Source organism: Nostoc sp., from assembly GCF_036918245.1.
Classification (GTDB): domain Bacteria; phylum Cyanobacteriota; class Cyanobacteriia; order Cyanobacteriales; family Nostocaceae; genus Nostoc.
Window position 1 is genome coordinate 1 of sequence record NZ_JBALEF010000019.1, and the last position, 23,761, is coordinate 23,761.

Genomic DNA, 23,761 nt, shown 5'->3' on the forward strand with positions numbered 1-23,761 from the left:
CCTCTTTTTATCCCATTCTTACGGATGTTTTTAGAGCCACAGTCAGGACAATTCATGTTTTAGCACCCTATGTTCATACCCTATTATGCAACGCCCAATTTCTTTATCTCTGCCTCAATCTCCAACGTTATCAACGGGTGTTAAGGTAAAGGTAGTAGCTTTCTTTAAGACTTTCGGTACTCTGACATTATTACTAATAGCCTTGCCGTTCAATGCTTTGATAGTGTTGATTTCTTTGTTGTGGGGCATTGTGCGTTCGCCGTTTACGAAAAAAGTTGTCGTAGCTGCCCATCCTCAGACGATCTTGGTGAGTGGAGCCAAGATGACTAAAGCATTGCAACTTGCCCGCTCCTTCCATGCCGCAGGACACAGAGTTATTTTGATTGAAGGTCATAAATACTGGTTGTCTGGGCATAAATTCTCAAAAGCGGTAAGTCGTTTTTATACAGTTTCGGCTCCGCAATCAGACCCAGAAGGCTATATCCAGGCGCTAGTAGAAATCGTTAAAAAAGAAAAGGTTGACCTTTATGTACCTGTATGCAGTCCTGTTGCTAGCTATTATGACTCTTTAGCAAAGCCTGCATTATCAGAATACTGCGAAGTTTTCCATTTTGCTCCAGATATAACCAAAATGTTGGATGATAAATTTGCCTTTAGTGATCGGGCGCGATCGCTTGGTTTATCTGTCCCCAAATCTTTTAAAATCACAAATCCTCAACAAGTTATCAATTTCGATTTTAGTCAAGAAACTCGCAAATATATTTTAAAAAGTATTGATTACGACTCCGTTCGCCGCTTAAATTTAACCAAACTTCCCTGCGACACTCCAGAAGAGACAGCAGCCTTTGTCAATAGTTTACCCATCAGTCCAGAAAAACCTTGGATTATGCAAGAGTTTATTCCTGGTAAGGAATTCTGCACACATAGTACAGTGCGGGATGGGGAATTAAGATTACATTGCTGTTCAAACTCTTCTGCGTTTCAAATTAACTATGAAAACGTCGAAAATACCCAAATCCGTGAATGGGTGCAACACTTCGTCAAGAGTTTGGCACTGACTGGGCAAGTTTCTTTCGACTTTATCCAAGCTGAAGACGGTACAGTTTACGCGATTGAATGCAATCCCCGTACCCATTCGGCAATTACAATGTTCTACAATCACCCCGGTGTTGCAGACGCCTATCTTGGTAAAACTCCTCTAGATGCACCTCTGGAACCCCTAGCAACTAGCAAGCCCACCTACTTCATATATCACGAAATCTGGCGACTAACTGGTATCCGTTCCTGGAAACAATTGCAAACATCGGTTACTACTCTAGTACGGGGCACTGATACCATTTACAGTCTTGATGACCCTATACCATTTTTGACTTTGCATCATTGGCAAATTCCTTTACTTTTACTGAAGAATCTCCAACAACTCAAAGGATGGGTAAAAATAGACTTCAACATTGGTAAACTGGTGGAATTAGGTGGCGATTAAATAATTCGTAATTCCTAATTAAACACTTTTAGATACAGAACTGCTATATGTAGCCTTTACTAATCACAGAGGTAAATCATAGCCCTCTCCTCGCTTGCGGGGAGGGGGTTGGAGGTGGGGTTCTTGTACCTCACTCAACCGAGAACCGCTATATAAATTATAACAATATATAAGGAAGATAAATCATGCCAGTACTTCGTATCCTTCATTTAGTTGGGTCTGCACACAATGATTTTTACTGTGATTTGTCACGCCTTTACGCCCAAGACTGTCTAGCAGCAACAGTAGAGCGATCGCACTATGACTTTCAGATTGCATACATCACACCCGATGGCCACTGGCGATTTCCTCCTTCCCTCAATCAAGAAGATATTGCTGACACCAAAGCGATGACTCTGTTTGATGCCATAGAATTTATAACAACGCAAAACATTGACCTCATGTTACCACAAATGTTTTGTATTCCTGGAATGACTCACTACCGTGCCCTATTTGACCTGCTGAAGATCCCTTACATAGGCAATACTCCAGATATCATGGCAATAACGGCGCACAAAGCCAGAACCAAAGCAATTGTCGAAGCAGCAGGAGTAAAAGTGCCTCGTGGAGAACTGCTCCGCCAAGGAGATACGCCGACAATTACACCTCCAGCGATCGTCAAACCCGTAAGTTCTGATAACTCTTTAGGGATGGCCTTAGTTAAAGAGGCTACTGACTATGACGCTGCTCTGAAGCAAGCATTTGAATATTCAGATGAGGTCATCGTAGAAGAATTCATTGAACTCGGTCGAGAAGTCAGATGCGGCATCATTGTTAAAGACGGTGAGCTAGTGGGTTTACCCCTTGAAGAGTATCTGTTAGACCCCCACTCCAAACCCATCCGCAGGCATGCTGATAAACTCCAACAAACAGACGATGGCAACTTGGGTTTCGCCGCTAAAGATAATAAGAAGTCTTGGATTGTAGACCCGAACGACTCGATCACCCAAACGGTTCAGCAAGTGGCTAAGAAGTGTCATCAGGCTCTGGGTTGTCGCCACTACAGTTTATTTGACTTCCGCATCGACCCAAAGGGACAACCTTGGTTTTTAGAAGCAGGGTTGTATTGTTCTTTTTCCCCCAAAAGTGTGATTTCCTCTATGGCGAAAGCAGCCAGAATCCCTCTAAATGAGTTATTAATCATGGCTATCAATGAAACGTTGGGCAGTAATCAAAAGGTGTTGCAGAATTGATCGTGAATTTCTCGGCATAAATTTTTCTGCTTGTAGTGGGTAGGAGAGCGATCGCTAATTAAGAGTCGGTTGAGACTGCGATCGCTTCTCTACGAAACGCTGTGCGTAGCTGTAGGGGTACGCCAACGCCAAGGGCGATCACTCTCCAATCGCTATTTGAATATGGCTAAACCCTTATTTAACTAATAAAAAATATTTCTTGATAAAAACATACATATTTTAAAATATTTTCAAGATATACAACTTAAACAAATGTCTAACTTCCCCAGAAATCCGATAGGTTTTATTTTACTAACTCATGCAAAACCTCTACAAATTTATAGACTAATAAATAAGTTAAACAGTATGTTTAACTATCCTCGAATTGTGTGTCATCATGATTTTTCAAAATGTGATTTATCTGTAGATGCTCTGTCAAAGAATGTTTTATTAGTACACCCTTATCTACAAACCAAGTGGGCAGATTTTACTTTAGTAGAAGCCACAATCCAAGCACTTCGATTAATGTATGAGGTTCCAAATCCACCGGATTGGTTTGTATTACTCAGTGGCGCAGACTATCCCATTAAAACTGCAAAGCAAATATTGGACGATCTTGCCTCAAGTCAATATGATGCTTATCTTCAATACGAGCAAATCACATATAAAACTTATAAATCTGATGTCAGACCAAATATGTTGTGGCTGAAAAATTCTTATCAACGATACTGTACAAAGTCGTTTTCTATCCATTACTCAAAAAAATACTTAGCCCATCTAAATCTAGAGATATGCTTGGAACATCCGCTATTAACAAAACCATTCCTTCCTTTTTCCAAAAAACTTGCTTGTTTCAGTGGAAGTCAATGGTTTTGTGCCAATAGCAAAGCTGCTAAGTACATTATCGATTTTCACAGCAATAAAAATGCATTAACCTTGTACTACAGTAAGCTTAAGTATACAGATGAGTCGTATTTTCAAACTGTACTTGCTAATGCATCTCATCTGAAGCTGCAAAACGACCGACGACGCTATATCGATTGGTCAAATGGAGGCTGTCATCCCAAAACATTGCTTATGGAAGACTTGCCAAATTTACTCGCATCATCTGCTCATTTTGCTCGAAAATTTGACATTGATATAGATAGCAATATTCTTAATGAACTTGATAGAATTACATCCTAGCTGACTTTTCACGGTATCTGAAAAATCTCTCTCCTAGAAGGAGAGAGACTTTAAATTTTATCAAGCTAGTAATGAAAAGTTTGTAGTAACCACTTTAGTGTTGAAAAAATAAGCACTAAAGTCCTTACTACAAACTTGCTTATCGATCAATTTAAACTTGATACAGTAGTAGCGGTTTCCAACTAGCGATGCAGTTCAACTCTAGGAAATATATCGCAGTCTATCGGCTCACCAGGTTTTTTAGCTTTGAATGAATTCAATTCTGGGAGATCAATTTCTTCAACAGGTCTGAAAGGCCATGCTTTCGGGCGGTGACAGTAAGTAACATCATCGCCAGTCCAATTAGTGACTACTGCACGTCGTTGTGTGGAAGATATGTTGGTTACTGAATGATGAATTGTCAGAAAATGATGAACCAAGCAATCTCCAGGCTCCATATCCCAGGACAAAATTTCGTGAGGCTCTGGTTCTGTAAACCAGGAGGGGTTTGATCCTTCACGTAACTCTTTGCCCCATCGATGAGAGGCTTTGATATACTCTAATCGACCATTCTCTTGATTCGCACTATCTAAAGCCAACCAAATTTTACAACACTGCCAACCTTGTATGGGCCAGTAAGGTAGGTCGTTATGCCAGCCGACACGGCTGTTTGCTTTCGGCTTTTTAACAAAAAAACCGTCAGCCAAAAAGTTCAGTTTTTCTGATTTCAAGACTTGAGCCGCGAGCGTTGCTAGCGGAGATTCAAAAGCCAAAGCACGGAAATCAGCATCAGTAAGCCATAAGCTACTGGTATGTTCCACACGACCTTCTGGTCTGGGGATGCCCTTAACTTCTAAAGGGCCAGCGATTAATATATTCTTGTCAACGGCTGTTCGCATCCGTTTTACCCAGATGTCATCCAAAACATTTTTGATGCAGATAACACCGTCTCGCTCGAAAGCTTCAACTTGTTGGGTGGTGATTTTTGATGTGTCTACCTTGAGCATTATGAAAAAATGAATAAAGTCAGATTTATCTAATAACAGATTATAGAAATCTGTTTTACTGATATTAACTTGGTCACTATGTTATAAATCTTTTTTACTGTAGAGTAAAGATGTAAGTTAGCAGTTCTTCCTATAGGTGGATAAATCTCCAGGTTGAGTACAACATTCTTTGTTCATATCCGTAACAAAGAAATTTCATCTTAGCTACCCAAATCTTTTTTAACAATGAGTGGGACAAGTGATGCTAATCGTAATACACCAGATACAATAAATACTTCCGCTATCCCAAAAGACCCAGCAAATTGAGCGATGAAACCACCGATAGTTGCTCCTAAAGCACCACTTGCCCCAGCAACAGCTGCTGCTGTTGCAAAATAGATAGACTGATTTTTTACTGGTGCAATCTCTATCTGGAGATTGTTGTTACACAAGTCAACTCCTCCCCAATTAGCTCCAATAAAAATGTGTAACAGCGGCAACCATAGCCAGAGATCGAGAGGACTAGAACCCATCTTCAGCCACAGCCAGGGTATGACTGCAATTAGAATTCCAGTAGAAATTAGAATCGGACGATTGCCTATTTTATCTGCTAATCTTCCCCACACGATGAGCATTAGCATGTGTGCTCCTGCTCGCAGACTGTTGTAGAAAGTTACCCAACTCACATCCAAGTTCAGCGTATCTAGCAAGTAGAGGTTAAAAAACGGGGCACTCAGATTAACAGCAAACGTCCATGAGCCGAAATAAAGTAGAAACACCAAAAAATTAGAGTTTTTCCAAATGCTGCTATCTATCTGGTTTTGAGGAGTTGGCATTTGCGGCAGAGAGATTGGTTCAGATATCTCACCAGGTTCATTTGGTGCCAAGTCTGACTGAATCTCACTGGTTTTAGATGAGTTAGCATAATAAGTATTTTGTAATTGAGGATTTATATCTACCTGGAAATACTGACACCCCAAGCTCACAATTCCAAAGATAATGCCTAAGAGCAAAATCACCCCGTAACCTTGGATAGACCCCCCGTACCAATGTGATACAGCTAGACCAGCTATTGGCAAACCGACCAACTCGGTTAAGTTGGCAAGGCTATTGCGTAGCCCAAAATATCTACCTCGTAATTGCCGTGGGACTAACATTGCTATCCAACTCAACCAAGATGCGGCTCCTAGTCCTCCCAAAAGGTGGCTGCATACGAGAATCAAAAGCGACAATATCACTAATTGGTTGGAATTCAGCCCTCCCCAACTAAAGCTAACAATGCCAATTAATAAAATCAGCCATAGTAGCCGACCAATCCCATGAGTGCGAAGGGAATACTGAAAGCGGCTAGTGCTGCGTTCAGACAAATAAGCACCCATCGGCTGAAAGAGATTCGCCAACATGGGGATAGAACTCACCATGCCAAATACCACTGGACTGGCATCCAACCCCACTAAGAAATTACCTAGCAAAATTCCGCCAGTACCAATAGAGAAAACTGCTGCGAAAACACCATCGGCAGTAGAAGCCCTCAAACTGGTGCGAATCGCATCTTTAGAAATACGAGGGCTGAATGTTGAGGTAGGAGAGAGTGTTGTTGATGGTGAGGCAATCTGAGCAATTTCTATAGAAAGAGGCGCACCTGTTTCAATTTGAGAAGAATCCATAAATCTAGTATTTAAGAAAATAATTAGGATTTACGCATCATACATATGTACTATACTAACTTTGGGCTTTTAGTTGTGTCTAACACCCAAAAGAGTAAATATACGACTAAATAAGAGTTGCAGTCAGCACCTGAAATGTATACATTGATTAATAATGCATATTATGGGAGCTTTGTAAAGCTCGTAAGTCTTAATATTAACCCTTTCAAGGTGGTGAAATTCGGAACAAAAATTGGTTATTTCAACCTTCAAAAATCCCCAAATCTGAGCGGAGGATTCCAGATGGTAGCACGGAAACAACGTATCTTCATTAGTCACTTTGAAAGGGCTAGGTTTCTTGGGTAGTCTTAGCTTTGGTCATTGTTTTAGATACACAGTGATATCTATATATAGTCAAGTTGGGTAGTGCAATCTAAGACATCTTACAGGTTAGAAGGCAGTAGGCTTGGACTTTGAATATCAGTTTGGCTATCAAAAAAGCCTTTTATGTGATTTTTGATTATTTTAAAAGGCTGAAAGCCTTAAAGGCGGCACCCGGATTTGAACCGGGGGTGGAGGTTTTGCAGACCTCTGCCTTACCACTTGGCTATGCCGCCACAGCAAAATTCCCTGAACTACTTGAATGTTACTAAGGTATCTTAATAGCCATATAGTAGCCATAGGGCGCTAGTTAAACCATGATAGCATAGGATTCTGAGGTAGAGATAGTAGGTGAACTGGATGTTTCTGGTAGTCTTTAGGCGATCGCTAAAAAGTCACGATTACAGGTTGACCACACTACAGACAACTTTTAGCGGATTTAAGAGAGTTGTGATTCTTCATTCCTGACTTGTTACACCTTTAACTTCATCGGCAAAATTACTCCAACGGACAAAGTGAAATGGACCGGCGATAGAACCCCACAGACGTTCATCGGTGTCTAAATCCCTTCCCCGGTCGAGGCTGAAAAATTCTTTAGCGTCAATCTCAAATTCGTTATCCAGATAAGTATTTTTGCCGTCACGAACCACTATGCAGCCTTTACCAGGTTCAACTCTGCCTTTGAAGCTATTACCTGTCCACTCTACAATCATGTTGCAACCTGACATTTTTTCCAATTGGTCAACAGACAACTCTTTGAGGCGTTCGGGTTCACGAGATGCACCGTAAAATTTTTGTTCTTCTTTAACCGTGTAGTGTTCAATCGCAATGTGGTTTTCTGCCGGAATCAACTTCATTACCCGCATCCGGTAGGGTTGATTGAGCATAAAATCATAAGCTTGTTCGAGAAACAAACTTACCCCTGAGAATAACTCTAAGGGAAGGGGACGGATACAGACGCGGATATGGGCATAAAAAGGCGGATTTTCAAAAGCTTGTTCTTGATTGCTAAAGTCAGCTGCCATCCAGCGGGCTAAAGTGGCGATATCGGTAGAATGAGTCATTACAAAACGATCGACTAGTTGCTTGAATATTATCTAGGATTATTTTGACACTCCCTAGACTCAAAAATCCTAATTACGATCGCAATTTTTAAATTATATCTACGATGGATGCTTTGACTGGAGAAAATTAGGCTGCTTCAGTACAAGTTAAACTGCTTACATCTTGTACCTAATAACTAGAACTCGTTAGGCATTTATTTTTGCAAAATCCGCACACTACCTTTCATCTGTGTACTGAAGCCACATAGCTCTCAGGTTGGCTTTTCTTGTAAAGCTGGAGAATAGTTAGTCAATAATAGGGGATGGGGATAATCGCTAATTATCTCATGCAAATCACTTAAGGCAAAGTAAAGTACCCATGCTCAGGCACTTAATTGCGATCGCTACTGCCACTATACTCTTTAGCAATTCCTTCGCACTGGCAAAGAGTAAACAGCCGAAACCACCTGATAAATTTCCTCCCAGCCCTTTAGAGATTACCACACCCGATCCACTGTCACCACGTTCGCCCAAGGATAAACAACCGCTAACTCTCCAAGAACGGCAAAAGTTAGAACCAGCGTTAGATGCGTTAAATCAAGAAGCGGCGGCGAAACTGCAAGCAGGGGAACCGGTTGCGGCGTTTGAAATTTGGAACCGAGAATTGCGTTTGCGGCGCTTTTTAGGTTCATTAGCAGAGGTACAAGCATTATCACGAGTTGGGGCGATCGCTTGGAAGCTAAATGACGCACCAGAAGTACAATATATTACGCAACGATTGCAAGCAATTCAAAAGCAAGCCCAATCTCAGAAAAAAACTGCCCCAATCGAGCTAGAATTGTGGCGATCACTAGGTGAAGCTTACAAAAATGTGCGATCGTCTAAACTGGCTATAGAAGCTTACGACCAAGTTTTGCTAGTAGTGCGACAACAAAAAGATCAAACAGCGGTATTAGAAACCCTCAAAACACTTGGAGAACTGCATTTGAGTTGGTTTGATTATCGCAAAGCTGCGCCAATCTACGAGGAATTGTTGAGTTTCGCTACATCTCTTGGCGATCGTATAAGCGAGGTAACATATCTGCAACAGCTGGCTGATATTTACGAACAGACAAACCAACCGCAGCAGTCATTGAATGTACTTAACAAACTAGCAGAAATTTATGTCAATGAAAATAAGCTTACGGAAATACCAGAATTAAAACTAGCGATCGCTTCAGATTACGAATCTCTAGCCAAGAAAGATCCTAACTTACTGCTAGAAGCTTTTAAAAATTATCAAGAAGCTTATACCACTGCTTGGCAATTAAAGGAGTACGTTCGTGCTGGTGATGCTTTGCAGAAGTTAATTGCGCTGTATCGTTCGCAAGGACAAACAGAGGAGGCTTTGCAGGCTAGCCAAATTCTGGTGCAGATACAGGCGCAAGCCGCCAACTTTTACGGAATGATGCAAGCTTATGACCAAATTGGGCAATTGTATCTAGAACGTAAAGAATTTCCTCAAGCACTAACAGCTTTTCAACAAGGGTTAAAACTGGCGCAACAACTCAAACATGAAGAAGCATATTTTACTGGACAAATTGAAAAACTGTCGAAAGCAAATTAACTGAAGTTTCTGCGATCGCTTAATATAAAAATACCCGCCACGCCTCCCCACAAGGTGAAAAGCTATGTCAGAAACTACCCTAGCTGCACCAGATATTCAACTCCCACCCACTCAAGCAGAATTACCAGACGATGACGGTATTCCGATGGAAAGCCCGCGACACAAAGCCCAGATGGATTTGCTGATAGATGCTCTGATACCTTGGTTGGAAGAACGAGAGGATGGGTTTATCGGCGGTAATATGTTTGTTTACTACAGTCTGGCCCAGGTGCGAAACAAAGACTTTAAAGGGCCAGACTTTTTTGCTGTGTTGGGAGTCCCGAAAGGAGAACGTCGCAGTTGGGTGGTTTGGGAAGAAGGTAAAACACCAGATGTAGTTATTGAGTTGCTTTCTGACAGCACAGCCCAAGCAGACAAAAATGAGAAAAAGCTAATTTATCAAAATCAAATGCGTGTGCCAGAATATTTCTGGTATGACCCTTTTAACCCTAATGATTTAGCTGGTTTTTCTAATGAAAAAGCAGCTTATCAACCTATTGTAGTAAATGCTCAAAATCAGTTGGTGAGTCAATCTTTAGGGTTAGGATTGCAGTTGTGGCAGGGAAATTATAAAGGTATTGATGCTACTTGGTTACGCTGGGCAAATTTGGCAGGGGAATTGCTGCCAACTCCTGAAGAAAAGGAACGTCAAAGGGCAGAACAAGAAAGCCAAAGGACAGAACAAGAACGCCAAAGGACAGAACAAGAACGCCAAAGGGCAGACAAGGCAGAATTGCAGTTATTACAAACTGCACGCAACTTACTTGAGTCTGGGATGACAGTAGAACAGGTATCGAGGTTAACAGGTTTGAATGTATCTGAGATAGAAACGTAGAACTCAGAAGACATATAGCATTTGTGTTGATGAGAGAATAGCGCCTGACGACAAGCCAAAGAAGCGTCTACACATTTAATCGGGGACTTGCACAATATGAGCGATTGCATTTCCCAAACGAGTAAAGTGATTTGGATTCAGGGTTAACAAAGCGTCTACCTGTGCTTTTAAAGCAGCTTGAGCAATTAAAGCATCAAAAATACCGCCACCTGGAAGATTTAAGCTTACCATTTGAGCGATCGCAGCTTGATAGTCATTGAAAAGCAGTGGAACTCCCTCTAAATACTGTGACATATCTACAATAATCATCTCAGCTTGTTGGGGACTAATGCGCGGCTGAATGGGTAAGCGTGTAATCACAGAATATGTTTCAGCTAAACTGTGAGTTGAGATAAACCCTTGGATTTGCCCAGATTTTGCAGCTTTAATCTTGGAAAAACAAACAGAATGTTGGGGGTGATTGACAATGAATGCAGGAACTAAGACAGAAGTATCAAACAAGACTTTCATTAAGTTATTTGATCCTGAATGCGTTCTTCTCTCAACTCATCTATAAAGGTATTAACATCAAAGTTTTCTGGTAATTCTGCCTCTACAACTAAAATCCCTTCTTTTCGATAAATGTTTGGTTGGTTAAGGGGCAGTATATTGGTCATCTCAGAGTTTTGTTGAGTATGTTCTTCAGTGACTTGCTGACTCAGCGTGGCAATTTTTTCTGCAATAGCTTGCAAAACAAACTGCTCAGTCGAAATTCCCTGACTGTTTGCCCATTTTTCAATCTTTTGTTGGAGTTGAGGAGGAAAGTTCATAGACGTAAATACAATTAATACTCCAATTTTAAAATGCGATCGCCTAAGACGGGCTACACTTACGCACCTTCGTTGATGAGAGAATAGCGATCGCTCCACCAACGCAATTATAAAAGCGATCGCTAATCAATATTATTCCTGTTCTAAAATCCTTTCTATATCTTGCCCTGCGTAGAGAATCCGCACAACTTGAATGCTTTCATCTCGCTCAAAGTAAAAAATTAGATACTTTCTAAATCCCTTAACAGCCCATTTACGTAAACCTTGTAAACGAAGATTATCCAGAGGATAACGGCTACCCATTCCAGGCATTCTTGCTAACTGTGCAAAAGTTTCTCCTTCGACTGCGCTCAGGACAAGTCTTACAGAGTCAAAAAACAAAAGAGCCGTGTCGGGGTTTTGTTGGGCAATGTAAACAAAATACTCATCAATATCTAAACTGGCTTTTGGTGTAATGACTATCCGCTTTGTCATTGTTTCTCTTGATGCAGCTGATTTATCAAATGTGTGCGTTTTTGCTGCCACCATTCATCATTAACTTCTATTGTCTCTCCACTTTCAAGTCCTGCAATTAAAAGTTCTTCTATATGTTCTTGCATCTTGCGTTTTTGGTCTTGAGTAATTAATTCTTGTAGATATTCGCTAACTGAACCGTAGCCACCTTGAGCAACTTGTTCTTCAACAAAGGCTTTCATCGACTCAGGTAAGGAAATATTAATGTTACTCATAACCTTGGCAGTGAGGTTGAACTATTTTTTCCATCTTATCAAGGTTGTTAGGCGTTGTCTTTGAGAAAATGTTTAACGATCGCACCTTGGTTGATGAGAAAATAGCGATGCCTTCGGCAACGTCTTCGACGAACGCTCAAAACTACTCGATTGCAAACTCTATCGCCTAGACTCGCTCTTTTAATTACGAATTAATTTTTTAACCAATCGCCACAGCAGGTAAAACGGTAAAATTAATATCGCTTTGATATCGTCTGGCATATTGGGTAGCTAATTCAGTTTTGCCCACGCCACCCATTCCCGCTATTGCTACATAGTCTTTGCGCTGCAAGTCTTTATGCAGCATTGTCAGTTCCGTTTCTCGCCCGACGAAATGAACAGAACCGCGATAAGGGATATATTTTGTGGGAGTTAGCTGTTTCTGCCCGTTAAGAATTTGAGTGCCAATGTTAACTTGAGAACCAGGGGCAGCAAAAGCACCAATTTTTTCGGCAAACTTGCCAGAGTCTTCAGGCATACATAGTTAAATCTTGCTGTTCACGAAAACTGAAAGACCTCTCTCCGAAACGGCTACGCGTACACACAAGTCCTTTTGACCCCCTCTAACTCCCCCTTGCCAAGGGGGAGAACAGGATATTTCCCCCCTTGCCAAGGGGGGATTAAGGGGGGTAAATCCAGGATTTGGGCTTCATTACCAAGATGTGTGTACACCGTAGTCGAAACGGAGAGAGGCTTTGAATCTTACTCCCCAACGCTAGTAGGGAAGGGGCTGGGGGTTAGGTAACACGATAAATGACTTAAAAGGATTGATTTTGAATATTTCCTGTCCCACCTGGCATGACAACCTGACCAATTTTATCTGCCAATTTCTCTAAATTAGACATAGCCAGAATTTCAGCCAATTTAGGATTTGGTTCTGCTTTAGCTGCTGCGGCCAATTCCTGCATAGCTTGAGCCACTTCCGCATTAGCTTTAGCAGCCGATTCTACCTCTAGTACAGCCTTGCCATAATCGAGTGGTTGCTCTGGTGCTTTCTCTATTGCAACTACAGTATGGGGAGACTGTTTTTTGAGGGTGACGAGAAACTTACCAGTCTTATCTAATAAAGTTTCTGTTACCTTTTCGGTTGTTTTTTCTAAGGCTTTGGTAGCTATTATAGTGCCAACAGCGATCGCCGCAGTTTCAAGTATCATAATCCTGCCTTGACTATGTGTATTTTATTTACTTATTAACACACCGCTTTTGTTCTAAATTCCGCAGCTAAGTTAAAAAACCCTCGATTTCACTCAGTGTTACAGGTTTTCCAGAGTTCAGCATTACTTGCTCAATTCATTGCCTGTGATATCTAGGTGTTTGGAATTGAAACCAGTTGCCGTTACTAACATTGCCACTAACATCGCGTTTTAAGTTACTAAAATAACGAGTTTAGTTATCACCAGTACGATTTTTGTTACAAACATCATTATTTTCGTTACAATATTACGAGTTTGTTACTGAAATAACGAGTTTAGTTACCACCGCTACGATTTTTGTTACAAACATCATTATTTTCGTTACAATGTTACGAGTTTAGTTACCACCACGACGATTTTCGTTACAAACAGGATTATTCTCGTTGATATTGCGGAGTCTATCGTTACACTCGATACCAATATTTGTGGATTTTACCCAACCAAAATTAGGCTTTAGTAGGGCAAGCTAGCTCTAGAACACATAAAAAGAAGATAATTATGCCTCGGCAAAAGCGTACATATCGCGTTCTAGAAAAAGCTGAGTTGAGAATCGCCGGACTCAAAGCAATTGATCCTGGCATGGATTTTGGGGATGCTCGGAACTTGCAAAATCTTACACAAATAATTCAGCAGTACCGTAGCAAAATAGATGCTTATAATACGACTCTGGCTGTGATTGACTCTTATACAAATGAGATGAAAGAGTTGGAAAAAAGTTTGAGCGATCTGACTGAAAAAATGCTCCTGGGAGTTGCTTTTAAGTACGGCAAAGACAGCCATGAATATGAAATGGCGGGTGGTGTTCGCAAAAGTGATCGCGTCCGCAAAAGCTTAGTCAATCGATTAAAAGCTAGTACAGATGAAGTTTATAATAATAATACCCAAACTGCATAATATCATCATTAGACTCTTAACAAAAGTCTTGATTTGACAGCGCTTTTCAAATAATCGAACTACACCATTCCCATCTCAGTCGTAGTCAAAACACCTGTTTGCAATGATTCATATTCTAATTCAGCGACCTTGAATCACTTAGTTTGAAAGATATTTTGTACCATTTTTTTGTCTGTATTCGCCGCCGCCAGATCCAACTCTGCAATCTCACCAGCGTCTAATTGCCAACCCAATGCACCAAGATTCTCCCTCGCTTGTTCCACGCTCTTTGCTCCAGGGATGGGAATAGTTCCTTTACAGATACACCAATTAATTGCTACCTGTGACATGGTTTTGTTTCTGAACTGTGCCACCTCTCGCAAACATTCCAAAAGCGATTTGCTAGCAAAAGCTGCTTCTCTACGAGACGCTGCGCGAACGCCTCTGTGCATTCCTGATAATATTTGCTTAAATAATAGACCTCGAATGCCTTTAGGCAAAGGGCCTTGCTCAGAGTATTTTCCTGTCAATAGTCCTAAAGCTAGAGGGCTGTAGGCAATCAATTTAATGTCCAACTCATCACAAAGGTCTTTGAGCTTCAGTTGGGTGACAGGATATGTAGACAATAGAGAATATTGAACTTGCAGAGTTGTAATCGGAACGCCTCGTTCAGCGAACTTTTTCTGCACTTGCTTCAGCCGTTTCGGCCCATAATTGGATAATCCCACTCCCTTGACCAGTCTTTGCTCATACAAATCGGCAAGACCATCTAAAAGTCCTTCTTCTTGCCAAGGAGCATAGTTTGCTGTTGACCAGTGCATCTGTACCAAATCGACATTTCTTCCCAGGCGTTGGGCAGATGACTGGCAAGCCTTTACCATTGATTGACGTGTCCATCTCCACGGGTAAGCAGCAAGCTTAGTTGCAATACAAATATTTTCTTTGCCTGAACCTACATATTCTCGGTTGAATCGTCCCAGAAGTAACTCACTCCGACCATTCAATCTCCCAGTTCCGTAAGAATCGCCTGTATCAAATAAAGTTACACCGTTGCTTACACAAAGGTTAAAGACGGCTTGCAACTGCTCATCCATACTTTCGTCATATCCCCAAAGCAGTTGGTTGCCCCAGGCCCAAGTGCCGCAGCCCATGCTTGGGAGTGAGAGTTTTTGGAGAGTCTGCATCTTTGCTGTTTGTAGATTGCCTTATTAATTATCAGGCATATATAGCGCTTCTCGTTTGCGTGAGGTACACCCGTAGGGGCACGGCACTGCCCATACGTGTCAACTTAAGCTGAAATCTCCTGACTGCATGAGTTTTGCCCTCACCCCCAGCCCCTCTCCCAATTTGGGAGAGGGGAGCATAATTCTCCAATTCCCCGAATCCCAACATGGGAGAAGGGGTTAGGGGATGAGGGCAACTCTAGAACGCTTTCTCTTACCTAGCTTTTACCTTAAGTTGACACTAATAGGCACTGCCGTGCCCCTACACCCGACGATATAATGTTGTACCGCATCTAAATGGGAACCGCTATATAGCAGTCCGAAATCATTCGTGAAAATTTGAGATAGTTATAACTACCGTGTAGTCCTAATTGATCAATTTCAAGTTAACAGACTACTATTAGGGAATATGCTTGGATTTGCCAAAAGCCAAGCTTTTTCAGTCCAGGCGTTATTAAATAACCCCACCTCTGACACTTTTAATTCAAATGAATGGGGTGGTGATTCTAGCAACAAGGGCGAACCTTTATCATGGGCCTCAACTAAGTTAACTATCCAGGGAAGAAAGTCTAAGATTTCTTTTGGTAGTACAGTTAACTCAAAATCCCACAACAAATTCAGACCTCGGCAGACTTGTCCTTTTCTGGTCACTGTCACTCTACCAGCACTTTTGTTAATAGCCACTCGCAGAATGAATGGGCGGAATGGGACAAATTCATCGGGTGCTGTATAAGCGTATACATTTATATAGTTTAGTCTCTGCCTACGATCCATCCAAGATGCGATCGGTGAATTACTACTATAAGATGTACCAGTTACGATCACCGGCATATTCATAGCAGTAGCAAAGTTAGAGTAGAACTTATGCCTTAGTTCGTTAACAATATGTTTAGCTTCTGGGTTCATGGTTGCTATACCTATTACAAAAACGATACCTGCGGTAAGCTACCCTAACGCATGGCTTCATAAGAATTATTTCCTAAAACCTCCTGCATCCTGCCCTCTGACTTGAAAGTGCTGAGTGCTGTTAGCGGATAGCTAAGGTTGAGCCAGTACTGAGTCAAAATACTAGTCCCCAGTCATTCTTTCATCCAAGGCTTTTGAAACTTGTTTTATCGGGACTGCCTTTCTTCGTTTAACCGAAGCACAAAAAAGGCAGACCCTGTGTCTGCCCTTAAGACCTTAGAGTTAAATTTTTGGTTTTAGACCGTTAATAACGGCCACCACCACCACCACCATAGCTTCCTCGTCTACCACCAGAGGAACCGCCGTCTGTCTTGGGCTTGGCTTTATTAACTTTTAAGCTTCGACCCATCCATTCAGCATTATCAAGGGCATCAATCGCCGCTTGTTCTTGTTCGTCTGATTCCAATTCCACAAAGCCGAAACCTCTCATCCGGCCTGTTTCTCGGTCGATAGGCAATTGAACGTTTTTTACAGTTCCATATTCTGCAAAGACTTGCCGGAGGTCATCTTCTTTAACCTCATAAGATAGATTGCCGACGTAAATTGACATAGAATGTCTCCAGAATCAGAGGATGTAGAGATTTAGATCCGGAGAGGTCTGTAATACAAGTATATATAAAAACAAACTGTACAGCCGAATTTCATCTTCCACGCATACTTTAACATAAATTGAGAAGTTATGTTCTTAAGCAAGAGTATACTTAATCTGTCGATCTAAATACTCGGATAGTTGGCAAAACTTGTTTAAAATCAACCTACCAGCGATCGCATTAAATTTGCAGCAATCAAAAAATTTCCATAACTGAACTTATTTCTCTTCAAAGAGTATTAATTAGTAATTTTTAAATTTTAGTTCAATCAAAATTTCGAGAGAGAGCAAATCAATAAAAGCAGTGCGATCGCTTGTAACGTAAAATTAATCTCCATCCAGCATTTGCTAACAGCTTGACGCCCATGTTTTGCGACTACCTCATCCAAATCCTGACTGCCCGTGTATATGATGTTGCCCAGGAAACACCACTGGAGTATGCTCCAAATTTGTCTGCGCGGCTGAATAATCAACTCCTGTTGAAACGTGAGGATATGCAGTCAGTATTTTCCTTTAAACTGCGGGGTGCTTATAACAAGATGGTGCAACTGCCACCAGATATATTGGCAAAGGGTGTAATTGCTGCGTCTGCTGGGAATCATGCTCAGGGAGTCGCCCTTGCAGCCAATCGTTTGGGAACCAAAGCGATTATCGTCATGCCAGTAACCACACCCCAAGTCAAGGTGGATGCGGTGAGAATGAGGGGCGGAGCAGTAGTGTTATATGGAAACACTTACGACGATGCTTATAGCTATGCGCGTGAATTAGAAGTAGAAAAAGGATTAACCTTTATTCATCCCTTTGACGATCCCCATGTAATTGCTGGACAGGGAACAATTGGGATGGAAATTTTACGGCAATATCAGCAACCCATTCATGCAATTTTTGTCGCGATTGGAGGCGGCGGATTAATTTCTGGGATTGGGGCTTATGTGAAACGGTTGCGTCCCGAAATCAAGATTATTGGTGTTGAACCAGTAGATGCTGATGCGATGTCTCAATCACTCAAAGCCGGACATCGGGTGCGCTTGTCCCAAGTGGGGTTATTTGCTGATGGCGTGGCGGTGCGGGAAGTAGGTGAAGAAACCTTCCGTTTATGTCAGCAGTATGTAGATGAAATTATTTTGGTGGGTACAGACGATACTTGTGCTGCGATTAAAGACGTGTTTGAGGATACGCGATCCATTTTAGAACCAGCTGGTGCATTAGCGATCGCAGCTGCCAAAGCTTACGCCGAAAGAGAACAAATCGAGGGACAAACCCTAATTGCTGTCGCCTGTGGTGCAAACATGAATTTCGATCGCCTCCGCTTTGTAGCAGAACGCGCAGAGTTGGGTGAACGCCGCGAAGCGATCTTTGCAGTCACAATTCCAGAGCAACGGGGAAGTATTCGCCAGTTTTGTGAATGTATTGGCAACCGTAATCTGACCGAGTTTAATTATCGTATTGCCGATGAAAAAACAGCCCATATTTTTGTCGGTGTGCAAATTCAAAACCGTGCCGATGCTGTCAAGATGGTAGAAACCTTTGAAGCTCATGGATTTGAAACCCTTGATTTAACGGACGACGAACTAACTAAACTACATCTGCGGCACATGGTAGGTGGGCACTCTCCCCTAGCTAACAATGAATTGCTCTACCGTTTTGAGTTTCCCGAACGTCCCGGCGCATTGATGAAGTTTGTGACTTCCATGAGTCCCGACTGGAATATTAGTCTTTTTCACTACCGCAACAACGGTGCAGACTACGGACGAATCGTTGTCGGTATTCAGGTTCCCCCCCACGAGATGGAAGAGTGGCAAGCTTTTCTCGATCACCTCGGCTATCGCTATTGGGATGAGAATAAGAATCCAGCATACAAGCTGTTTTTGGGATAGGTGGGGAGTGGGGAAGAGGCAGAGGGGCAGAGGAGCAGAGGAGCAGTATAACAATGCCCAATGCCCAATGCCCAATGCCCAATTTAACGAGAACTCCCCTTCAATATCAGATTTGAGTCCCAAGTATAGAAGCCGATTTGATTAGGAACCCTAGCGAATCTACCTGTCCGATAGCCTCTAGATAGTTCATTCAGCACTTTATTTTTGATCTCTCTAGTTTGCTGAGAATCTAGTTCTCCATAAATTCCGGTGATGACTTCAGCAACGCTGAAAACTTTACCTGGATTTTCTTCCAACAGAGAGGTGAGGGCATCAATTAAGAATTGACCCTCAAAGGCTTTGAGCATCGGTACTGTTTTTGTCGGGGGTACGAAAGGCTTCTTGTTTTTGTTTTTGATACTCCTAGAAGCACCATTGCGATTACTTGGGGATACCAAACTTAAATCCAGAGTATAACAACCTGGCTCATCGGGAATAGTTACCCAGTAATTCCTTTCTCTGCCTTGGGTGAGGGAAGATTGCACCCTACCTTTAACTACTTTGAATAGATGGGAATCTAACTCTCCATAGAGCGATCGCACGATAAAATCGATATGACAAACAGTACCTATCTGTTCTTGCAATAGCTGTTTTATGGCTTCCATTCGCGAGATAGCGTGCTGATACTGAGGTAGCATCGGGATTTCCACTACCTTCGTTGAACTATCGTTGTTCTCTGGGGCGGTCTTTGGATCTGTTGATGTCGTTAGAGATTGACTCTCTTTTGTATCAACAGCAGCAGAAAAAGAATTATTTATCTCAACTCGATCTGAGTCTTTTCCTACTGACTCTAAAGACTCCACCAAGTTGATTTCCTCGATGTCATCAAGGGGTGATAAAAACCGCAGAGAACTTTCCCCAGAAAGATTTGAGGTTTCATCAGTCGCCGTTAATCTTGATATCTGCTTATTGGTATCAGAAAAAGACCAGTTAGACAACAACGCTTCTACATGATCGAGCTGCGATCGCGCCTGCACAAAGAGGCGTTCATACTCTTCTGTAAGGCGAGCATAATAGTCTCGTAATTCCAACAGTGGTGAGAAAAAGGTTTCTGGAGGTGGTTCTAATTGTCCATTTTGAGTCATAGGGCTTTAATCAATTTAAATCGATATCACTTTTATAAGACATTGCTCTGGGTTTTGCTTTGTGAGATGCTGGCTGGGATTTCTTAGGCGGTTGGGGAGGGCGACATCTCTCACAATATAAAGGTCGAGGGCCGAAAGTCTCGCGTTTTGTCAGATCGTTACACTCTTTACAGACAAACTGGAAAACACGAGTATGAATCTGTCTTTTGTGCGCCCTGACAGTATATTCTCTAACATCAATGAATTTACTTGCCATAATCAGGAATTGTGAATTGCCGTCGGATCAATGTCTTATCAATATAGCTATTCAAGCAAATCAAACGGCATCAGTGTGTGTTTGTGTAGAAGTTTTATTCAAATCAGTGAATCTGACGCCTAGCGTCAAGTGCAGATGAGCAAATTGAAAGTTAGCCATTGACTATATCTCTCAGCATATAATTGGTGATCAGCAAACACTACTATCATTCTTTAGGCGCAGCGATTTACATGGCCCTCATCAGAAAAGTTGGTAGGGGAAAGTGCAGAATTATTTACTTCCACTACTATTGACTGGCAAATCAAGCGATCGCTAGCCTATCTAATTGCCCATCATAAAATTACCGCACTCCTAACCCCTCTTCCTCATGGTAGATGGGTAATGGTTAATGAAGCCATTTCTACCTAAAAAACAACCGCCTCCTAAAAACAGGAGGCGGCGATCGTTGTTAATCAAAGTATGATTCTAATAAGTTTTATCCCTCTACTAGTAGTATGTCAAGTCAACTTCTGCTGGGTCAATAAGTTCGTAGTCAGGACTTTAGTCCTTTGTTAAGCGCTCAAGCGCTGATTACTAACCCATCAATTTCAACTTGACAGACTACTGCTGACTGGGAGCAGCAGGTTGTGATTGAGGTTGTTGGCGTAAACGGCGCAAAGAGTCCCGCAATTTATTCTGGCTAGTGTTATCTCTTCGCCGCCGATTTGTAGTTGCTTGTGGCTTTTGTGATGAATCGGTAGCCGCTCGCTCACGTCGGACGCGGCGTAGGGACTCTCTTGCAGTTCCTTGAGTGCGAGTTGTCCTAGCTCCAGATGATGAGCTAGCAGGACTTTCCGTTCTTTGAGGTTCCAGTCGCCGACTAAATCCAGATATTGCTGGTTTTGTGGCTCTAGCTTCATTAGATGAGGGTGGTGTAAACTCTCGTCGCCTACGTCTTGGATTTTCTGGTGTGGAGTTAGCAGCTGCTGTCTGCTGGGTTCTCTCTTGTGCTTGTCTTTGTGCTTGCCGTTCTTGAACTTGGCGCGATCGTCGTGAACCTTTGATAGCAAATTCAGTCGCTATAGATACCCCTTGTCTACCACCTTCTGCGGGTTTTAATTTCCACTCACGCGCTTGTCTAGCTGTTTCTTCATCTAAATCGCGGTTTCCACTGGAGCGAGCAATTCGCACATTGGTAACATTGCCTTGTGCATCAGTATCAACAGCTACTTCTACTCTGCCTTCGACTCCTCGCCGTCTTGCTGCATCAGGATACTTGGCATTACATTCGCGGCAGGCTGCACGACCATTAGCATTACCTGAACTGTTAATTTTTGGAGGTGTTGGCGCTGTTGGTGCTGTTGCTACTGTCGGACGGTTTCCTACTCCATTGCCTATACCACTGCCAGTGCCACTGCCAATTCCACTGCCAGTGCCGCTACCAATTCCACTGCCAGTGCCACTGCCAATTCCACTGCCAGTGCCACTGCCAAGGCCGCTACCAGTGCCGCTACCAGTGCCACTGCCAGTCCCACTGCCAATGCCACCGCCAGTGCCAGTACCAGTACCTCCACCAGGGCCAGTACCGCTGCTTGTACCTACAGCAATACCACTACCTGAGCCTAAACCAACACCAGAGCCGCCGCCACCACCACCACCACCACCGCCACCTGCCGAACTTGCTTTGGAATCTTCAGACAGAGATGATCGTGGAACGGATGCAGATTTCACAGCAACTTCTGGCTTGGTAGCAATTGCTTTTGGCGGCGTATTTATCGGCTGTGGCTTCTGAGCAACTGCTGTAATCTGTTCTTGCTGCTGAATTTTTTCTACTGGTGGGGTTTCTATAGGCTGTTTTTGGACAACTTCTGGTTCTTTTTTTATTTCTTCTGGAATCTCTGCGATTGGTTTTTCTGGTTCCGCAGTCGGAGCATCAACGATCGCCACCTCTATTGGTTCTTCTTCTCCTGTGGGCACTCTCGTCAAATAATTACTTATGCCTGAGGACAGTACGCCGATATGCAGCGCCAGTGAACCTATTAGACTGTAAGTCAGAAAAGACTTGAGAGCCTCAACTTCTTTGGAACGTTGCTCGACAGTAGTGCCGGAAAAGCTCATAGCTATTGCTACCTATTCTCACTAATTTAGTCATCTTAGAATGCATGGTTGCAAATATCAAGTAAAAAATTAAAATTATTTCGGGCAGTGTTACGAACAGCATACTTAATAATAAAAATATCTTTGAAGAATACTGTTGATTATGACAATTTCTAGATAAAATTAATTTTTGTGTTATCTATTAATTAAATTAATTTATAGAAATTACAAAAACATTAAATAAATTTAATGATAAGGTAATTTGAAAAAATTATCATTATATCTTAAACTCTATTGAGAAAAAGTTTCATTTTTTAGCTAGATTCTGGTAGTCTGATTTTGTATTGTTGATGACGTTTAGAGGCACTACATGGGAATTCAGAATTTGTTTGAAGCAGGCGGTGTGGTCATGTTGCCCCTGCTGGCGTTTTCGGTGTTGGCAGGGGCATTAATGATTGAGCGGGCGAAGTTTTGGATACAGATTGGTAAGCGTCAAAACCGGGTGGTGCGAGAGGTTTTAAATCTTTATCGACTTGATAATGTCGTTAGTGCTGTGGATAAGCTGCAAAAAAACGTAGATTTACCTATAGCACGCATTTTTCTGGCTGGACTACAGCTAGAAAGACCGACTCCAGAAAAATTTCGTTTGGCTTTGAAAAGCGAGGCGCAAGCAGAAATCCCTATGCTCAAGCGGTTTCAAGCTGTATTTGACACGATTATCGGTTTAGCGCCTCTGTTGGGACTGCTCGGCACAATTTTAGGATTAATTCGTTCATTTGCTGGACTGAATATTGGTGATGTCGGAGGTACTAAAACTAGTGCAGTCACTAGTGGTATTAGTGAAGCTTTAGTTGCTACCGCCTCAGGATTGGTTGTGGCTATCTTTGTGCTTTTAGGAGCCAGCATCTTCCGGGGACTATACCAGCGGCAGATAACAATGATTCAAGAGTACGGCGGACAGCTAGAAATACTGTTCCTTGACCGCTATGACCAACTCGATCGCTACGAACAACAGGAGAAGTCCTATGGATCTAGATGATAATGAACCAGATTTACCACCATTTATAAATGTAGTACCTCTGATTGATGTAATGTTTGCCCTTTTGACATTTTTTATTATGTCAACGCTGTTTTTAACACGATCGGAAGGGTTGCCAGTAAATCTACCGAAGGCAGCCACGGCGAAGGAACAGCAAATTCCCACTAAAGTTACCATCACGGTAGATGAAAAAGGTCAGGTAAGCCTAAATCGCGATCCAATAGCAGTTAATGATTTAGCAGCGCGAGTGCGGACTTTAGTTGGTTCTAACCAAGATACATTGGTGATTATTAATGCCGATCAAAAAGTCTTGCACGGTGAGATAGTGGGGATAATGGATCAAGTACGTCAGGTGAAGGGTGCAAGGCTAGCGATCGCTACCCAAAGATAACAAGTATAAATACTGTTTATCTCAATACTTCAAGATGTTTTGACCCAGGTTAACATCTTTCCATCGATTAAAATCGCCTGCTTCAAATTCACCAACCATTTTAACAACACTAGCAGCCAGAATTAACGGAAACTCTATATTCTGGCTCTTAACTGCAAACTCCTTCTTGTCTAATAGACATCCC

General features: G+C 42.2%; 25 protein-coding genes and 1 tRNA gene. 10 read left to right on the forward strand and 16 right to left on the reverse strand.

What is annotated here, in order from left to right; genetic code table 11:
- Positions 1–85: 85 nt before the first annotated feature.
- The 3 genes from V7L12_RS04365 (at position 86) to V7L12_RS04375 (ending at position 3,879) form a co-directional block, all read left to right on the forward strand.
- Positions 86–1,483, forward strand: coding sequence for an ATP-grasp domain-containing protein (locus V7L12_RS04365; RefSeq protein WP_335082449.1), 1,398 nt, complete (start codon positions 86–88; stop codon positions 1,481–1,483).
- Positions 1,484–1,668: 185 nt separating this feature from the next.
- Complete coding sequence (locus V7L12_RS04370) at positions 1,669–2,715, forward strand: D-alanine--D-alanine ligase family protein (RefSeq protein ID WP_335082451.1); 1,047 nt, start codon at positions 1,669–1,671, stop codon at positions 2,713–2,715.
- Positions 2,716–3,060: 345 nt separating this feature from the next.
- Positions 3,061–3,879, forward strand: coding sequence for a beta-1,6-N-acetylglucosaminyltransferase (locus V7L12_RS04375; RefSeq protein WP_335082453.1), 819 nt, complete (start codon positions 3,061–3,063; stop codon positions 3,877–3,879).
- A gap of 182 nt (positions 3,880–4,061) precedes the next feature.
- On the opposite strand, the gene V7L12_RS04380 is transcribed toward V7L12_RS04375, so the two are convergent.
- The 4 genes from V7L12_RS04380 to V7L12_RS04395 form a co-directional block, all read right to left on the reverse strand.
- Positions 4,062–4,865: a phytanoyl-CoA dioxygenase family protein gene (locus V7L12_RS04380; RefSeq protein WP_335082455.1), complete on the reverse strand. Its 804-nt coding sequence runs from the start codon at positions 4,863–4,865 to the stop codon at positions 4,062–4,064.
- Between the two features lie 200 nt (positions 4,866–5,065).
- Entirely contained in the window at positions 5,066–6,511 is a 1,446-nt protein-coding gene (locus tag V7L12_RS04385) for an MFS transporter (RefSeq protein WP_335082457.1), read from the reverse strand.
- A 525-nt stretch (positions 6,512–7,036) separates the two neighbouring features.
- Positions 7,037–7,107: transfer RNA gene (locus V7L12_RS04390), tRNA-Cys, on the reverse strand.
- Between the two features lie 222 nt (positions 7,108–7,329).
- Positions 7,330–7,935 carry a chromophore lyase CpcT/CpeT gene (locus V7L12_RS04395; RefSeq protein ID WP_335082459.1) on the reverse strand — a complete coding sequence of 202 codons (606 nt, stop codon included), beginning with the start codon at positions 7,933–7,935 and terminating at the stop codon, positions 7,330–7,332.
- A gap of 358 nt (positions 7,936–8,293) precedes the next feature.
- On the opposite strand from V7L12_RS04395, the gene V7L12_RS04400 reads away from it, so the two are divergent.
- Positions 8,294–9,520, forward strand: a complete 1,227-nt coding sequence (locus V7L12_RS04400) for a tetratricopeptide repeat protein (protein WP_335082461.1) — start codon at positions 8,294–8,296, stop codon at positions 9,518–9,520.
- A 64-nt stretch (positions 9,521–9,584) separates the two neighbouring features.
- Entirely contained in the window at positions 9,585–10,394 is an 810-nt protein-coding gene (locus V7L12_RS04405; RefSeq protein WP_335082463.1) for a Uma2 family endonuclease, read from the forward strand.
- A gap of 75 nt (positions 10,395–10,469) precedes the next feature.
- On the opposite strand, the gene V7L12_RS04410 is transcribed toward V7L12_RS04405, so the two are convergent.
- The 6 genes from V7L12_RS04410 to V7L12_RS04435 form a co-directional block, all read right to left on the reverse strand.
- Complete coding sequence (locus V7L12_RS04410) at positions 10,470–10,904, reverse strand: type II toxin-antitoxin system VapC family toxin (RefSeq protein WP_335082465.1); 435 nt, start codon at positions 10,902–10,904, stop codon at positions 10,470–10,472.
- A complete protein-coding gene (locus tag V7L12_RS04415) occupies positions 10,904–11,203 on the reverse strand; it encodes a hypothetical protein (protein ID WP_335082467.1) in 300 nt (99 codons plus the stop codon). The genes V7L12_RS04410 and V7L12_RS04415 overlap by 1 nt, the downstream gene beginning before the upstream one ends.
- 132 nt (positions 11,204–11,335) lie before the next feature.
- On the reverse strand, positions 11,336–11,677 hold the full coding sequence (locus tag V7L12_RS04420) for a type II toxin-antitoxin system RelE/ParE family toxin (RefSeq protein ID WP_335082469.1): 342 nt from the start codon (positions 11,675–11,677) through the stop codon (positions 11,336–11,338).
- A complete protein-coding gene (locus tag V7L12_RS04425) occupies positions 11,674–11,931 on the reverse strand; it encodes a type II toxin-antitoxin system ParD family antitoxin (protein ID WP_335082471.1) in 258 nt (85 codons plus the stop codon). Before V7L12_RS04425 ends, V7L12_RS04420 begins: the two co-directional genes overlap by 4 nt.
- A gap of 199 nt (positions 11,932–12,130) precedes the next feature.
- Positions 12,131–12,448, reverse strand: a complete 318-nt coding sequence (locus V7L12_RS04430; RefSeq protein WP_335082473.1) for a hypothetical protein — start codon at positions 12,446–12,448, stop codon at positions 12,131–12,133.
- A 280-nt stretch (positions 12,449–12,728) separates the two neighbouring features.
- Entirely contained in the window at positions 12,729–13,124 is a 396-nt protein-coding gene (locus V7L12_RS04435) for a hypothetical protein (protein ID WP_442947867.1), read from the reverse strand.
- Between the two features lie 537 nt (positions 13,125–13,661).
- Here V7L12_RS04435 and V7L12_RS04440 point away from each other — a divergent pair.
- Positions 13,662–14,057 carry a hypothetical protein gene (locus V7L12_RS04440; RefSeq protein ID WP_335082475.1) on the forward strand — a complete coding sequence of 132 codons (396 nt, stop codon included), beginning with the start codon at positions 13,662–13,664 and terminating at the stop codon, positions 14,055–14,057.
- 134 nt (positions 14,058–14,191) lie between these two features.
- Here V7L12_RS04440 and V7L12_RS04445 read toward each other — a convergent pair whose 3' ends face one another.
- The 3 genes from V7L12_RS04445 to V7L12_RS04455 all read right to left on the reverse strand — a co-directional run bounded on the left by V7L12_RS04445 (position 14,192) and on the right by V7L12_RS04455 (position 16,775).
- The gene (locus V7L12_RS04445) at positions 14,192–15,220 is read right to left on the reverse strand and encodes an aldo/keto reductase (RefSeq protein ID WP_335082477.1); all 1,029 of its coding nucleotides are present in this window, start codon (positions 15,218–15,220) and stop codon (positions 14,192–14,194) included.
- Positions 15,221–15,640: 420 nt separating this feature from the next.
- A complete protein-coding gene (locus V7L12_RS04450; protein WP_335082479.1) occupies positions 15,641–16,165 on the reverse strand; it encodes a hypothetical protein in 525 nt (174 codons plus the stop codon).
- Positions 16,166–16,469: 304 nt separating this feature from the next.
- Positions 16,470–16,775 carry an RNA recognition motif domain-containing protein gene (locus V7L12_RS04455; protein ID WP_335082480.1) on the reverse strand — a complete coding sequence of 102 codons (306 nt, stop codon included), beginning with the start codon at positions 16,773–16,775 and terminating at the stop codon, positions 16,470–16,472.
- A 404-nt stretch (positions 16,776–17,179) separates the two neighbouring features.
- Between V7L12_RS04455 and ilvA the strand changes: the two genes are divergently transcribed.
- The gene (ilvA, locus tag V7L12_RS04460) at positions 17,180–18,691 is read left to right on the forward strand and encodes a threonine ammonia-lyase, biosynthetic (RefSeq protein ID WP_335082481.1); all 1,512 of its coding nucleotides are present in this window, start codon (positions 17,180–17,182) and stop codon (positions 18,689–18,691) included.
- Positions 18,692–18,774: 83 nt separating this feature from the next.
- On the opposite strand, the gene V7L12_RS04465 is transcribed toward ilvA, so the two are convergent.
- Complete coding sequence (locus V7L12_RS04465; RefSeq protein WP_335082483.1) at positions 18,775–19,815, reverse strand: hypothetical protein; 1,041 nt, start codon at positions 19,813–19,815, stop codon at positions 18,775–18,777.
- Positions 19,816–19,825: 10 nt separating this feature from the next.
- Positions 19,826–20,071 carry a hypothetical protein gene (locus V7L12_RS04470; RefSeq protein WP_099099597.1) on the reverse strand — a complete coding sequence of 82 codons (246 nt, stop codon included), beginning with the start codon at positions 20,069–20,071 and terminating at the stop codon, positions 19,826–19,828.
- A gap of 249 nt (positions 20,072–20,320) precedes the next feature.
- Here V7L12_RS04470 and V7L12_RS04475 point away from each other — a divergent pair, with 249 nt between their 5' ends.
- Positions 20,321–20,479, forward strand: coding sequence for a hypothetical protein (locus tag V7L12_RS04475; protein ID WP_335082485.1), 159 nt, complete (start codon positions 20,321–20,323; stop codon positions 20,477–20,479).
- Between the two features lie 192 nt (positions 20,480–20,671).
- Here V7L12_RS04475 and V7L12_RS04480 read toward each other — a convergent pair whose 3' ends face one another.
- Entirely contained in the window at positions 20,672–22,168 is a 1,497-nt protein-coding gene (locus V7L12_RS04480) for a TonB family protein (RefSeq protein WP_335082487.1), read from the reverse strand.
- 349 nt (positions 22,169–22,517) lie between these two features.
- Here V7L12_RS04480 and V7L12_RS04485 point away from each other — a divergent pair, with 349 nt between their 5' ends.
- Positions 22,518–23,186 (forward strand): MotA/TolQ/ExbB proton channel family protein, encoded by a 669-nt coding sequence (locus V7L12_RS04485; protein ID WP_334816314.1) that lies wholly within the window; start codon positions 22,518–22,520, stop codon positions 23,184–23,186.
- The gene (locus V7L12_RS04490) at positions 23,173–23,577 is read left to right on the forward strand and encodes an ExbD/TolR family protein (protein ID WP_334816312.1); all 405 of its coding nucleotides are present in this window, start codon (positions 23,173–23,175) and stop codon (positions 23,575–23,577) included. The genes V7L12_RS04485 and V7L12_RS04490 overlap by 14 nt, the downstream gene beginning before the upstream one ends.
- Positions 23,578–23,761 lie beyond the last annotated feature (184 nt).